This is a genomic window from Veillonella sp. T34266-5, assembly GCF_002959815.1.
Taxonomy (GTDB): domain Bacteria; phylum Bacillota; class Negativicutes; order Veillonellales; family Veillonellaceae; genus Veillonella; species Veillonella atypica.
This window is the reverse complement of the sequence record NZ_PPCZ01000008.1, coordinates 24,204-40,961: the sequence shown is the minus strand read 5'-3', so window position 1 is coordinate 40,961 and position 16,758 is coordinate 24,204. Positions and strand designations below refer to the sequence as shown.

Sequence of the window (16,758 nt, the reverse complement as noted above, 5' to 3'; positions counted from 1 at the left end):
GTTCTGTCCATCAATGTCAAGACCTGGTAAGGTTCTTCGCGTTGCGTCGAATTAAACCACATACTCCACCGCTTGTGCGGGCCCCCGTCAATTCCTTTGAGTTTCAACCTTGCGGTCGTACTCCCCAGGCGGGGTACTTATTGCGTTAACTCCGGCACAGAAGGGGTCGATACCTCCTACACCTAGTACCCATCGTTTACGGCCAGGACTACCGGGGTATCTAATCCCGTTCGCTCCCCTGGCTTTCGCGCCTCAGCGTCAGTTTTCGTCCAGAAAGTCGCCTTCGCCACTGGTGTTCTTCCTAATATCTACGCATTTCACCGCTACACTAGGAATTCCACTTTCCTCTCCGATACTCTAGATTGGCAGTTTCCATCCCATCACGGGGTTAAGCCCCGAACTTTTAAGACAGACTGACCAATCCGCCTGCGCGCGCTTTACGCCCAATAATTCCGGACAACGCTTGCCACCTACGTATTACCGCGGCTGCTGGCACGTAGTTAGCCGTGGCTTTCTATTCCGGTACCGTCAAATCCTCGCACTATTCGCACAAGAACCATTCGTCCCGATTAACAGAGCTTTACAACCCGAAGGCCGTCATCACTCACGCGGCGTTGCTCCGTCAGACTTTCGTCCATTGCGGAAGATTCCCCACTGCTGCCTCCCGTAGGAGTCTGGGCCGTGTCTCAGTCCCAATGTGGCCGTTCATCCTCTCAGACCGGCTACTGATCATCGCCTTGGTGGGCCGTTACCCCTCCAACTAGCTAATCAGACGCAATCCCCTCCTTCAGTGATAGCTTATAAATAGAGGCCACCTTTCATCCAGTCTCGATGCCGAGATTGGATCGTATGCGGTATTAGCAGTCGTTTCCAACTGTTGTCCCCCTCTGAAGGGCAGGTTGATTACGTGTTACTCACCCGTTCGCCACTAAGATTGATAGAAGCAAGCTTCCATCGCTCTTCGTTCGACTTGCATGTGTTAAGCACGCCGCCAGCGTTCGTCCTGAGCCAGGATCAAACTCTCCAAGATATCTTGAAGCTATTTGAGTAGCTCAATATTTGTTGTCGTTACATTTAAGTAACTTTGAATTATGGTTGGTTTTGACTATGTCAAAACCCGCACTCTGGCATATGTTCAATCATATGATTGATTACCTATCATTGTTCAGTTTTCAAAGATCTGTACCAGTCAGACCAGATATTATCTAGCTCCGAACCACTTTCGTTTGAAGTGTTTCACCAACTGGCGACTAGATTATAATAACATGTTGACCATTCAGTGTCAAGCACTTTTTATAATCTTTTTTAGAATTTTGTAATTACCTCTATGTGAGGGATTTACATAAAATTCTAAAATAACTAACAAAGAAACCAGATTGTATCTAGTGTTTCCTCATTAAGAAACAGTCGCCTCAACGACTGTATGGTTATTATAGTACAAACAAGTGATGCGCGCAAGCCCTAATTTTAAAAAATTTGAAACTTTTTTCACCTTTTCTGTATAATGTATTTATTTATTTTGATACTACTATATATTGTATTTGATAGCCCCTTTTTATATTTCTATAGATTATAAATACAATATATGCTATTCCACTAATTAGTTTCAGTTATATCTATTAATTACTACAGACCTGTTTTATTTCTCAGAAGACCTTGCAACTATCATTCTACATTTAGTACAGACCTGTTCTATTTTTCTAGAGACCTTCCAACTGTCATTCTACATTTAGTACAGGCCTGTTCTATTTTTTAGGAGGTTTTACAACTACCATTCTATAATTAGTACAGGCCTGTAGTAATTAATTAACACTATATAATACTATAATATGCTTATGTAACATCATTATATTTATATAACCCACTGATCCACCTTAACGTCTTATCTGATATACCATTTACATTCTTATATAAAACAAATGACGCCACCCATAAGGGTGGCGTCATTCGTATAAGGATTATTTGTGCCCTAGTTAGGGGTTCTAGGGTATATACGGCCCCTATATTAGCATATGAGGGGCCATATTGTTTTTTTAAGATATACGGTCAGCAATCTTATTGTTGAATTGCTTTACGCAAATCAATTGTGTGAGGAGCGGAAGGTTCCACTGGCTCATTGATTGCTTTGCGAAGGTCTACTACGTGTTCTTCAGTAGCAGTAGGCTCTTCACTTGCTTTGTTTTTTACGGTTTCTTTAGCTGCGTACCAAATTGTTTCGTTCATCATGTGACGAAGGTCTTCGTTGTTCACATGTTCTTGATCTTGAGCCATGATATCCAAGATTGCGTCTTCCAAAGCACTTGCTTCATCGTTAGTCATAGGACCGCCGATTTCTTTTTGTCTTTGAACGACTGCATTGATTTGGTCTACCATGCCGCGTAATACGTTGAATCCGTAGCTATTTACGAAACCATCTTTTTCATTGTATTTTGGCATATCAAAGAATTCGTATTCATTTTTGTTACGGTTTTCGCCGTTCCAGTTGAATGCGACTTCAAAGCCATGAACACGTCCCAAGGAATGTGTGCGGAAGTAGTCCGCATAGTTATGTTTATCCTTAGAATGTAACCATTTACTTTCAGCCTTAGTCAATTGTTCATGATTGTCATGTTTAATCTTAGCTTTAGTATAGTTAACCTCTGCATTTTGCCATGCTTGTACAAATGTATGCAAAGCTTGTACCGTTTGTGGGCTAGCCACAGGAACGAGTACAACAGGACCTGTAGTTGGTGTAGAAGCAGGGTTAGGCAAAATCAAATTATCATCATATGTTGGTGAGCCAGCAGCATATCCTGTAATGGATGCAGCGCTCATAAGTGCTGCTGCTGTGAAAGCAAGCATTGTAGATTTTTTCATATCTATTCCTCTTTTCATTGTCGAATATTAGCGATGGTAGGGGATTCAAGGAGAATCCCCATCCATGTGTATCTTATTACATACCTAATTTAGCCATCATAGCAGCCATTTGAGCTTTCAATTGGTCTACTTCGCTTTGTAAGCCTGCATTTTGAGCCTTAATTTGTTCATTTTCAGCTTTCAAATCAGATACTTCGCCTTTTAATCCGGCATTTTGTGCTTTCATAGAAGCCACTTCAGTTTGCATTGCATATGTAGAGCTGATAGGACCCTTACGGTAACGATCTGCTACAGCAGCTTCGCTATCGCGGTTGCCAACCTTCCAAGTTACACCAGCGTTAGCCATCATGTGGCCGTTGCCGCCAGCCCAGGACACGCCTGCATGGAACATTGTGGATTCGTTCTTGTAATGAGCTACGCCCAATGCCAATGCGGAATTACCACGATAGTTACCATAACCAGCCATGATTTGAGTTGGTTCCATTGGATCGTATTGGATAGGTTTCAATGCGGACAATGCAGCAGATTGTGCACCTACATGACCGATTTCTTCACCTAATTTATCTACGCGAGGATCTACTCCCGCTTCTGCATTAACCTTGTAAATATCTTGACCATTTTCACCAAGACGATGTTCTACAGTCACATTACGGCCAGCTTCTACCTCTGTTTTAGCTGCTTTCAATTGACTTACATTAACAGCATCAGTGTTCTTTTCACCGGCTTTCACATTATGGATATAATTATCACCCATATTGAGGCTACCGCCAGTGATATTAATGGAATCACCACCGAAGGACATCTTAGGACCATTAGAGTTATTAGAAATGGAAGTGATATTAGTGAGGTCGCCTTTCACGTCAAAGGATACTTTACCATTCGCAGCAGTGTGCGCCGTAGTATTCACTCCATTAGTGAAATCCAAACCATCAGATAACATTACTGTTCTAGCATTGCCACCATTTTCTTTATAAGTCAATGGAATTTGTTTAGCCGCTTCAGTGCCGTTGAAGTTAACTTGGTAGTTAGTTGTATGGTTTGTAGCATTTGGTTGAACGTCTACAGTGATCGCTTTTTTATCACCAGATACAGTAACTGCTTCACGAGCTACATCTTTTACATCGTTTTTATCTACAGATACTTCGTATGTTGCACCAGCTGCACCAAATGTATCGCCAGCTTTAGGAGCTACTTTAGCGATGTTATTAGTATCAGCTTTAGCTTGTACTTTTTCAGTAGATTTCTTAGCTGCTTCTTGTTGAACAAGTTTCAATTGTTCTTCAGTTGCGGCACGACCTTTAGTTGCGAAGTCAGCAGAATCAAGAGTTTTGTTAGTTAAGCTAGTGATGTCACCAGTTTTACCATCAAGCTTGATTGTGTTGTCGCCAGCTACGTTAACTACTTGGTCACCTTTGAATTCCAATTTACCGTCACCATCGTTGTTAGTGATAGAAGTAATTTTCTTCAAATCGCCTTCTACATTAACTTTGTATGGGTTATTTTTGGAACCGTCACCAGTAACTGTAGTGTTTTGACCGTCTACTAATTTAGTCTTAGCATCTTTCAATTGACGTACGTTAACTGCATCAGTATCGTTTACACCATCTTCAACATTAGTAATTTGTTTATTACCAGCATTGATACCATCTTTAGTGATGGATGGACCATTGTTGATAACTAAGCCACCATCAGTGATCTTAGTATCGCCAATCTTAACGGAACCGTCTTGAGTAAGGTCAATATTGTTCTTCAATGCAAATTCTACTTTAGCACCATCATTGTTGCTAGTTTGTTTTACAGTGACATTGTTACCGCCAGAGAATTCAACTGTTTTACCATCAGTAATCTTCTTAGCTGCTGTTTCAGAACCAGCAGCAGTATTACCAGTGGATTTAACGTTAAAGCTATTCATTGTACCAAGGCCAGAGCCGCTAATAGTCATTTCGCCATTCGCAGTTCTAGATACTGTGATACCGTCAGCACCTTTCACATTTACTTTACCGCCGTTAGCTGGAACATCTGTGCCATTAGCTTGGATTGTCCAGAGTTCGTCAGTATTAGCAATTGTTTTATCGCCGTATTTAATGCGGTCCCCATCTTTCTTGATGGTTGTGTAGTTATCAGGTGTACCTAAGTGGATTTCCTTAGTTTGGATGCTATCGATGCCTTTGATGTTTTTGTTCAAACGAACAGTCAATGTATCTGTACCATCAGCAGTAACAGCGATATTGCCCTTAGCAGATTCAAATGTAGCTTCTTCGGCTTTAGAAACGCCTTCGCCTTTGATTTTTACAAGGGATCCAAGTTTTTGTTTATTTTCCACTTCATTGTTACCAGTGAAACGTAAACCGTCATCCAATGTAGCCACTTCGTGTTTGTTGTTATTTTTGTCTTCATAAACGATACGAGTGATACCATCTTTGCCATTGAGACCTGGTTGGCCATTTTCAGCTTTCATAGTAAGACCATCTTTACCGTCCTTACCATTGAGGCCGATAGAACCATCCTTACCATTGATAACAACGGAGGAACCGTCTTTACCGTTTACACCAATTCTACCATCAACACCGTCTTTGCCATCTTTACCAAGTTTGATATCGTCGGACAATGCATAGTTGTAAGTGTGGTCACCTGTTACAGCATTAACGATTTGTTCAACAGTTACGTTTTTACCAGCACCGAAGTTTACAGTTGTGCCTGGTTTAACGATTGTTGCAGTGTGATTACCTACTGTATTACCAGTAACATCACCTTTCCAACCGGAGTTATTGATTGTATCAACTACAGTTTTAACTGTTGCGATACCATCTTTACCATCTACGCCTGGTTTGCCGTCAACGCCGTCTTTCACCTTACCGATTGTTACGTCGTATTTAACAATGCCATCTGCATCAACGGATGCTTTCGTGTAGTTACCATCTATGAAGTTCAAACCTTTATCCAAGGATACAGTTTGAGCATTTTGGTTATTCGCTTTATATGTGATGGCATTACCACCTGTAGGTAAGTTACTCAAATCGATAACGGCTGTTTTATTGATCTTCTTATCATTGCCGTCAACATATTCCAATGTAACAGTTTTATCCGCGTTTACAGTATAACGTGTATCTTTAACATGAATATCGTTAGCTTTGGAAATTGTCTTAACATCGCCGATGTTAGCACCATTTGTATCATCAGTGGAGTTGTTGTTTACGATACCAGATTTAAGGTTCGTAATGTTGTTGCCACCCATATTCACATTGCCGCCGTCGAATTTAAATTCGTTACCGCCGATTGTGAAAGTAGCAGGGCCACCGTTCTTAATTGTGTTGATGTTTTTCAAGTCTTTGTTCAATTGAACTTCTAGAGTATCTGTACCATCAGCTTTTACGTTGATGTTACCAGCTGCACTCTTGAATGCAGCAGATGTATTTTTATCTACGCCTTCGCCTTGTACTTTTACTAAGCTATTCAATTTTTGTTTGTTCACTGTATCAGTGTTGTTACCAGTGAAGTTCAAACCATCATCTAACGTTGCCACTTCATGTTTATCATGGTTGTTATCTTCATAAACGATGCGAGTGATACCATCTTTGCCGTTTAAGCCAGGTTGGCCTTTTTCGCCCTTCATAGTAAGACCGTCTTTGCCGTCCTTACCATTTAAGCCGATGGAGCCGTCTTTACCGTTGATCACAACAGAGGAACCATCTTTACCGTTTACGCCGATTTTGCCGTCAACGCCGTCTCTGCCATCTTTACCAATCTTGATATCGTTAGCCAAGTCGAATTCAACCTTAGCGCCATCGTTGTTGCTAGTTTGTTTTACAGTCAAGTTCTTGCCTGCTGCCATTTCAACTGTTTTACCATCAGAGATAGTTTTCGGAGCTGTTTCAGAATCAGCAGTTGTGTTACCTGTGGATTTCACTTTCCATACGGATTGTGCTGCACCAGGAGCCACATGCAAGTCGTAAGTTACTTGGTTACCGTTTTCAGTTTTGTTAACTGTTACGGAGTTATCGTTAGATGTAACAACTGTACGAGCATCTTTCAATTGTTTTACGTTAACTGCGTCAGTATCATTTACGCCAGCTTTCACATTAGTAATGTTCAAGTTACCAGCGTTGATACCAGTCTTAGTGATGGATGGACCACCAGAGATAGTCAAGCCATTGTTGTTAACTACAGTATCACCGATTGTTAAGGAACCAGATGGAGTCAAGTTAACTTCTTTGGACAATTGAACTTTCAACTTGCCATCTACGTTATTCACGCCAATGTTATTGTCAGTCAATTTGGACTTATCTGCACCACCAACGATATCCATAGTTTCGTTCAATTTCTTAGCGATAACTTTGGATTTATCTGCACCTTGTGCATCGTCGCCAGCATATTTCATGCCGTCATCTAATGTAGCCACTTCGTGTTTATCATGGTTGTGATCTTCGTATACGATACGAGTGATACCGTTCGTACCATTTTTACCGTCTACGCCATCTTGACCTTTTTCGCCACGGATAGTAAGACCGTCTTTGCCGTCCTTACCATTTAAGCCGATAGAGCCGTCTTTACCATTGATAACAACGGAGGAACCATCTTTACCGTTTACACCGATCTTACCATCAACGCCATCTTTACCATCTTTGCCGACCTTGATGTCATTGGACAATGCATATGTGTAAGTGTGTTCACCAGTTGTAGCGTCGATATCTTGTTTTACAGTCAAGTTATCGCCTGCTGCGTAGGAAACAGTTTTACCGTTGCCTACAGCTGTTACAGCATGGTTACCAACTACATTGCCTTTCGCATCAGTGGAGAAGGAATAACCGTCTTTGATTTGATCAGCCAAACCGGACAAGTCAATTTTTGCGATTGTACCAGCTTGGTTAGCACCGTTGCCATCGTTGTATTTCAATGTTACGGATTTATCTGCTGTGTTGTAGGAATAAGATGTAGTTGTTTCACCAGCACGATTGGATGTAGTAGGTGCAATGTGCAAATCGTTAGCTTTGGAAATTGTCTTAACGTCGCCGATGTTAGCACCGTTTGTATCATCAGTGGAGTTGTTATTTACGATACCAGATTTAAGGTTCGTAATGTTGTTGCCACCCATGTTCACATTGCCGCCGTCGAATTTGAATTCGTTGCCGCCGATTGTGAAAGTAGCAGGACCACCGTTTTTAATTGTGTTGATGTTGTTCAAGTCTTTAGCCAAACCGATGTTGATTTCGCTGTTACCATCAGCACCTTGCGTGATGCTTGTTTTGATGTTAGAGGAATCGTATTCGGAATCAGCTTTAGCACCTGTACCTTTAACAGTTACTTTAGAGCCAAGTTTATTTTTCTTTTCGCCACCGGAGTTAGCGTCGAAACGTAAACCATCATCCAATGTAGCTACTTCGTGTTTATTGTTGTCATGATCTTCGTAAACGATGCGAGTTACGCCGTCAGCGCCTTTTTCGCCTTTCATAGTAAGACCATCTTTGCCGTCCTTACCATTTAAGCCGATAGAGCCGTCTTTACCGTTGATTACAACAGAGGAACCATCTTTACCGTTTACGCCGATTTTGCCGTCAACGCCGTCTCTGCCATCTTTACCAATCTTGATATCGTTAGCCAAGTCGAATTCAACCTTAGCGCCGTCGTTGTTGCTAGTTTGTTTTACAGTTAAGTTCTTGCCTGCTGCCATTTCAACTGTTTTACCATCAGAGATAGTTTTCGGAGCTGTTTCAGAATCAGCAGTTGTGTTACCTGTGGATTTTACATTCCATACGGATTGTGCAGCACCAGGAGCCACGTGCAAGTCGTAAGTCACTTGGTTACCGTTTTCAGTTTTGTTAACTGTTACAGAGTGATCGTTAGATGTAACAACTGTACGAGCATCTTTTAATTGTTTTACGTTAACTGCATCAGTATCGTTTACGCCAGCTTTCACATTAGTAATGTTCAAGTTACCAGCGTTGATACCAGTTTTAATGATGGATGGGCCACCAGAGATAGTTAAACCACTGTTGTTAACTACAGTATCGCCAATTGTTAAGGAACCGGACGGAGTCAAGTTCACTTCTTTGGACAATTGAACCTTCAACTTGCCATCTACGTTGTTCACGCCGATGTTGTTGTCAGTCAATTTGGACTTATCAGCACCACCAACAACGTCCATAGTTTCGTTCAATTTCTTAGCGATTACTTTGGATTTATCTGTGCCTTGTGCATCGTCGCCAGCATATTTCATGCCGTCATCCAATGTAGCCACTTCGTGTTTATCGTTGTTGTGGTCTTCGTATACGATACGAGTGATACCATTAGTACCATTTTTACCGTCTACGCCATCTTGACCTTTTTCGCCACGGATAGTAAGACCGTCTTTGCCGTCCTTACCATTGAGGCCGATAGAACCATCTTTACCATTGATCACAACGGAGGAACCATCTTTACCGTTTACGCCGATTTTACCATCGATGCCATCTTTACCGTCTTTGCCGACCTTGATGTCATTGGATAATGCATAAGTGTAAGTATGTTCACCAGTTGTAGCGTCGATATCTTGTTTTACAGTCAAGTTATCGCCTGCTGCATAGGAAACAGTTTTACCATTGCCAACAGCTGTTACAGCATGGTTACCAACTACATTGCCTTTAGCGTCAGTGGAGAAGGAATAACCATCTTTGATTTGATCAGCCAAACCAGACAAGTCGATTTTTGCGATTGTACCAGCTTGGTTAGCGCCATTGCCATCGTTGTATTTCAATGTTACGGATTTACTTGCTGTATCGTAAGCGTAAGATACAGTTGTTTCACCAGTACGATTAGATGTAGTAGGAGCAATGTGCAAGTCGTTAGCTTTGGAAATATTCTTAACGTCGCCGATGTTAGCAGCATTTGTATTATCTGTATCATTGTTATTTACAATGCCAGATTTAAGGTTAGTAATGTTGTTACCACCGATGCTTACGTTGCCGCCATTGAATGCAAAGTTATCACCACCAATTGTGAACGTAGCATTGCCACCGTTCTTAATTGTGTTGATGTTTTTCAAGTCTTTGTTCAATTGAACTTCTAGAGTATCTGTACCATCAGCTTTTACGTTGATATTACCGGCTGCACTCTTAAATGTAGCAGATGTATTTTTATCTACGCCTTCACCTTGTACTTTTACTAAGCTGTTCAATTTTTGTTTGTTCACTATATCAGTGTTGTTACCAGTGAAGTTCAAACCATCATCTAACGTAGCAACTTCATGTTTATCATGGTTGTTATCTTCATAAACGATACGAGTGATGCCATCTTTGCCGTTTAAGCCAGGTTGGCCTTTTTCGCCCTTCATAGTAAGACCGTCTTTGCCGTCCTTACCATTTAAGCCGATGGAGCCGTCCTTACCGTTGATCACAACGGAGGAACCATCTTTACCGTTTACGCCGATTTTACCGTCAACGCCGTCTCTACCATCTTTACCAATCTTGATATCGTTAGCCAAGTCGAATTCAACCTTAGCGCCGTCGTTGTTGCTAGTTTGTTTAACAGTCAAGTTCTTGCCTGCTGCCATTTCAACTGTTTTACCATCAGAGATAGTTTTTGCAGCTGTTTCAGAATCAGCAGTTGTGTTACCTGTGGATTTCACGTTCCATACGGATTGTGCTGCACCAGGAGCTACGTGCAAGTCGTAAGTCACTTGATTACCGTTTTCTGTTTTGTTGATTGTTACAGAGTTATCGTTAGAAGTTACAACTGTGCGAGCATCTTTCAATTGTTTTACGTTAACTGCGTCTGTATCGTTTACGCCAGCTTTCACATTAGTAATGTTCAAGTTACCAGCGTTGATACCAGTCTTAGTAACGGATGGGCCACCTGTAATTGTCAAGCCACCATTATTAAGGATAGTGTCGCCAATTTTCAAGGAACCATTTGGAGTCAAATCAACATTGTTGGACAATGCATATGTGTAAGTGTGTTCACCAGTTGCATTATCGATATCTTGTTTTACAGTTAAGTTATCGCCTGCTGCATAGGAAACAGTTTTACCATTGCCAACAGCTGTTACAGCATGGTTACCAACTACATTGCCTTTAGCGTCAGTAGAGAAGGAATAACCGTCTTTGATTTGATCAGCCAAACCGGACAAGTCGATTTTCGCAACTGTACCGGATTGTGTAGCACCGTTGCCATCGTTGTATTTCAATGTTACGGACTTGCTTGCTGCATCGTAAGCGTAAGATGTAGTTGTTTCACCAGTACGGTTAGATGTTGTAGGTGCAATGTGCAAGTCGTTTGCTTTGGAGATACGTGTAACGTCGCCGATGTTAGCAGCATTATTGATTACATCGCCACCAGATTTAAGGTTAGTGATGTTTTGGTCACCCATGTTGATAGGGCCATTAGTGATGTTGATGGAGTTAGGACCGAATTCCATTTTTGGACCATTTGTAGTGTTGGAAATGGAATTGATGTTCACTAAATCTTTATTAACATCGTATTTAACAACGCCTTCAGCATCTACAGAAGCGGTTGTGTTTTTACCGTTTGTGAAGTTCAAACCTTTATCCAATGTAACTGTTTGAGCATTTTGGCCATTCGCTTTGTATGTCAAAGGAATTTGTTTAGCAGCTTTATCGCCATCGAATGTTACAGTGTAAGTTGTGTTATGGTTTGTTTCGTCTTGTGCAGGTGTAACAGTGATAGGGTTGTTTGTTGTATTTGTAGTGTTTACAGTTACCGCTTCACGAGCTGCATCTTTTACGTCGTTACGGGAAACGTTTACTTCGTAAGTTGCGCCAGCATCGCCATATTGGTCACCTGCTTGAGGTGTAACCTTAGCGATATTTGTATCTGTAGAACCTGTTACATTAGCTTTTGCTTTCACTTTTTCAGTAGAAGCAGCTGTAGGTGTTACATTATCAACGTCTACTGTGTAGATTGTTTTCTTACCACCGTCAACAGTATTTTCTGTTACAGATGTAACCTTCGCAGCATTTTTACCGCGAACTTCTACAGTATTGTTCAATTTGCTTTTCGCATCATCGGACAAGTCAACAGCTACATTGCTACCAGAAGCAGTTGTTTTGATGTATTGGCCATTATTAGCGCCAATTACGCCAAAGCTCAAGCCACCAGCTTGGTTCAATTTTTGAAGATCAGTAGCGCCTGTGTTACCAGTCAAACCAACTGTGTTATTGAAACCGTTGTTTACGATTTTCAATTGTTCTTCAGTTGCTGCACGACCTTTTTTAGCGAAATCAGGAGCATCCAACGTTACGTTAGTTAAACCAGTGATGTCACCAACTTTAGCGTTCAAGTTAATGTTATGGTCACCTGCTACGTTAACAGTTTGGTTACCACCGAATACAACTTTACCATCGCCATCTTTGTTTGTGATGGATGTAATGTCAGTTAAATCACCTTCAACGTCTACTTTGAAAGTTTTAACGCCATTGATTTCACGGTTGCTCACCTTTGTATTCTTACCATTTTCCATATCGATGGATTTTTTAGCAAGATTTTGGATGACTGTTTCGCCACCCTTGTTGATATTGGAAAGATCTTGTTTAGCAATACCTGTGATAACAGCCGTTTCGTTAGCAACATCTTTGTTGTTACCATCAAGGTATGTCATCGTTACTTTGCCGTTTGCATCTACCGCATATTCACCAGGTTTGATGTGACGTTCGTCAGCACGAACCTTTTTCAATTGGCTTACGTTAACTGCATCGTTATCGTTTACGCCAGCTTTCACATTAGTGATGTTCAAACCACCAGCATTGATGCCAGTTTTAGTAATGGAAGGACCATTGTTGATAGTCAAACCGTTGTCAGTGATGTTAGTATCGCCGATTGTTAAAGAACCATCTGGAGTGAGGTCTACATTTTTGTTCAAGGAGAATTCAACAGCCGCATTACCATTATTATTAGTTTGTTTAATGGTCATGTTTTTGCCGGCTTGCATTTCCACAGTTTTGCCATCACGGATAGCTTGTTGGCCTTGAGAACCACGAGCCACTGTACCTTCTGTAGCCGTAGATTTCACGTTGAAGGAGCTCATGTCGCCTGTTGGTAAACCGCTCAAGTCGATAACGGCTTTAGGACCAGTTACAGTTTTACCATTACCATCTTGGTATGTTAAGGTAACCTTCTTGTTACCGTCTACAGTATATTCAGCTACGTTATTATTAGTACCTGCTGTAGGTGCTATGTGTAAATCGTTAGCTTTGGAGATACGAGTAACGTCGCCAATATTAGCAGCGTTATTTTCTACATCGCCACCAGATTTAAGGTTAGTGATGTTGTGATCACCAAGATCTAGGTTGCCACCAGTAACGCTGATGTTGTTATCACCAAAGTGTAATGTAGGACCACCATTATTAGTAATGGAAGTAATACCACCAAGATCGCTATTCAAGGAGTATGTATATGTTTGTTCACCAATAGATTGGTTAATGTCTTGTTTAACTGTTAAGTTCTTACCAGCTGCATAGGTAACAGTTTGACCGCTTTCAACTTTAGTTGCTGTAGCAGTACCATCTAATTTACCGCCGTTAGCCTTAGCATTTGTTAAGAAATCGTATTTTGCAGCAGCGTCTGCAGCGTTGATTGTGTATGTAGTACGGCCGTTTACTGTTTTTTCATCAACAGTAACGTTTTTACCAGCTTTCACCATGCCAGTGTCATCAAAAGCAACTGTAATTTTGGAATCTTTTTCACCATCATGAGCCGCTACAGTAGATACGCGACCAGTACCGATAACGTTTAATTTACCACCGTCAGCCAAGAAATCACTGTTACCAGTATTACCAGCAACAGCAACGCCAACGTTTTTCAATTGAGCTACGTTAACAGCATCAGTGTCAGCAGTACCAGCAGCAAGGCCTGTCAATTGACGAGTCAATGTTTCGCCATTACCGATGGATACAGCAGCAGTTGTTGCAGTTTGTACGTTACCTTTTAAGTTTTTATATTTACGATCATGTAGATTAGATGGGTTGTAACCTAACACACCTTTATCTGTTGTTGTAACAGAGTGATCACCAAGAGCTACGCCGTTAGCGATGTTAGCTTCAGTTTCATTACCTATAGCAATCGCACCTTGTTTTGTTGCCTTGGAAAGACGACCTTCTGCAATCGCATAATCTCCAGTTGCAGTTGCCTCTGCACCTTGTGCAATAGAAGATGCACCAGAAGAAGTTGTTCTCATGCCAATAGCAATAGCATTTTCACCAGATGCAGTGATACGTTTAGAATCTCTACCACTTTGACCGATAGCAATAGAATTATTACCAGATGCATCGGCGCGAGCACCAAAAGCAGTTGCACCAGATCCTGTAGCATGTGTATCACGACCAATAGCAATTGTATCTAAATGAGTTGCTGTGTTATCTCGACCGATGGCAATTTGAGAATTCTCATTTCGAGTTTCACCAAAGTTTGTACCACCATTTGTGGAGTCCACCATATTGTTTTTACCAATGGCGATACCGCCCATTGTTTTCGCATCATTGTCTTGACCCATGGTAACAGTATCTTGCACACGAGATTTATTATTGCTACCAACAGATACGGAATTTTTACCACTAGCTAATGCGCTAGGGCCTACAGCCACTGCATTAGCAGCACCTGTTTCAGCATGCCAGCCCACAGCTACGGCATGACCAACACCGGTTGCATTTGTTTTAGTTGTATCACCGATAGCTACGTCACCATCACCGCTTGCCACTGTAGACGCACCAATAGCTGTAGCCCATTCGCCTTTAGCTGTATTGAAAGCACCTACTGCAGTAGCACGACTGCCTAAGGCATCATTAAAGTTACCAATGGCTAATGAATAAGCACCAGCTGGTTTAGGTGTTGTTTGCCAAGAACCATGTGTCCAATTTTGGTTATTATACGCACCAATAGCGATAGCATTTTCTGCATTCGCATTATTTTTATTACCTACCGTTAGTGTTGTAGCTGCAGTCGATTCATTACCAGCACCGATAGCTGTAGCTGCACCACCGTTTGCAACGTTTCGGTTACCCATCGCCATAGCGGAATTGCCAGTTGCTGAGTTTTTAGCACCAATCGCTACCTTGCCATCATTACCGGCTGTGTGGTCTGTTGTATTTTGATACCCTACAACGATAGAGTTTTGACCTGCATCATTTTTGCCATTGCTACCATCTGGAGCCGTATTAGCCCAAACATTAACATGACTATTGCCATAATCCGCATCGGCCATGGCTTGTTGAGGTGCAATACCGCCCATAGCACCAGCTACAGCTAAACCAGCCAATACGCTAGCTAGGACTTTCTTTTTGCCGCTATTATTTTTCGCAATCTCAGGCACTACAACGTAGCACTCTTTGGATTTGCTCCAAACGACTTTAAAGACCTTGTTCATAAAACCTTTGAACCCCTTTCTCATAAGTACATATAAATGTAACTTTTACACTTTTGTTCACTTCATGAAGAGTGGCTTTCCTCTCATTCACACACACTTCATATAGGATAATTCAATAATATCAATTTATTAATTAATTGTAAATACTTTTTCACCCATTTATTTAATTAAATTTTATATTTTAGATGAAAATAAACTGAAGTTTATATGTATGTGTAAAAATAAATACATCTACGAGAAAGTGCATAATAGCAAGGTTTTTAAACGTATTTTAGAAACTTTCTTCATATAGCTTTCATATAGCAGCCCATTCTTTTTAGTTTATATTTTTGTTAAATAACGAAAATAAAGCTATGATACAGATCTAAATAGGAATCTATAATCCATAAATTTTGTAAACCATAAAATATCAACGCACCAGTAAATAGCTGTATTTTTCTATTATAAATATAATTCATTTAATAAAATAATAAACCTTTACTATTAATAGTTAATTAATATATTCAATACCTATCTACTCAATTACAACTAAACCAAAAGTATCATCAATACAACATAAGGTACTCATATATGCACAAAAAAACGCCCACACATTGTGTGAGCGTCTTTTTATAGGCCCCCATACTAAACAGGGGGGGCAATTGTGAGAGTTTCTATGAGGGCCATATGTGATTGTAATTGTATCTACTAGTATTATTTACTAATAGCTTCACGCAAATTTACTTTACGTGATTGCGGTTGATCAACAGGTGCTTTTGCAATCGCTGCACGTAGATCTACTTCATGATCCTCGCCAGCAACTGGTTCTTCACTCGCTTTGTTTTTAACCGTTTGTTTAGCGGCATACCAGATTGTGTCATTCATGTAGTGACGAAGTTCGTCATTGTTTACATGTTCTTGATCATGGGCCATGATATCCAAAATGGAATCTTCCAAAGCAGTTGCTTCTTCGTCAGTCATAGGACCGCCAATTTTCTTTTGCTCTTGGATAACCGTATTGATTTGATCCACCATGCCACGAAGTACATTGTACCCATAGCTATTAGTGAAACCATCTTGTTCGTTATATTTTGGCATATCAAAATATTCGTATTCATTTTTATTACGGTTTTCACCATTCCAGTTCATGAATACTTCTTGACCATGTACACGGCCGATAGAATGTGTACGGAAATAGTCAGCATAATTATGTTTGTCATAAGAATGTAACCATTTTACATCCGCTTTAGTTAATTGCTCGTGATTATCGCGTTTAACCTTAGCCTTTGCAATGTTAACCTCTGCATTTTGCCAAGCTTTCACATAATCATGAACAGCAGCCATGGTTTGTGGACTCGCTACAGGAACGAGTACAACAGAACCAAGTTGTGGCGTCATTACAGGATTTTTAACGATTAACGTATCATCATACGTTGGTGTGCTAGCTGCGTGACCAGTAAGGGATGCAGCGCTCATAAATACTGCTGCTGTGAAAGCAAGCATTGTAGATTTTTTCATATCTATTCCTCTTTTCTTAGTCGAATCAAAAGGGATGCGAGGATTCTCATTGATGA

General features: G+C 40.9%; 3 protein-coding genes and 1 rRNA gene. All 4 read right to left on the bottom strand.

Translation table 11 applies throughout. The features are described from left to right. Window positions 1-1,030 (bottom strand): 16S ribosomal RNA (locus tag VIHSUH07_RS04240); the annotation flags it as partial. Between the two features lie 1,025 nt (window positions 1,031-2,055). Continuing rightward, window positions 2,056-2,856 (bottom strand): hypothetical protein, encoded by an 801-nt coding sequence (locus VIHSUH07_RS04235; protein ID WP_105084004.1) that lies wholly within the window; start codon window positions 2,854-2,856, stop codon window positions 2,056-2,058. A gap of 76 nt (window positions 2,857-2,932) precedes the next feature. Continuing rightward, window positions 2,933-15,229, bottom strand: coding sequence for an ESPR-type extended signal peptide-containing protein (locus VIHSUH07_RS04230; RefSeq protein WP_105084003.1), 12,297 nt, complete (start codon window positions 15,227-15,229; stop codon window positions 2,933-2,935). 669 nt (window positions 15,230-15,898) lie between these two features. Continuing rightward, window positions 15,899-16,702 (bottom strand): hypothetical protein, encoded by an 804-nt coding sequence (locus tag VIHSUH07_RS04225; protein WP_105083831.1) that lies wholly within the window; start codon window positions 16,700-16,702, stop codon window positions 15,899-15,901. Window positions 16,703-16,758 lie beyond the last annotated feature (56 nt).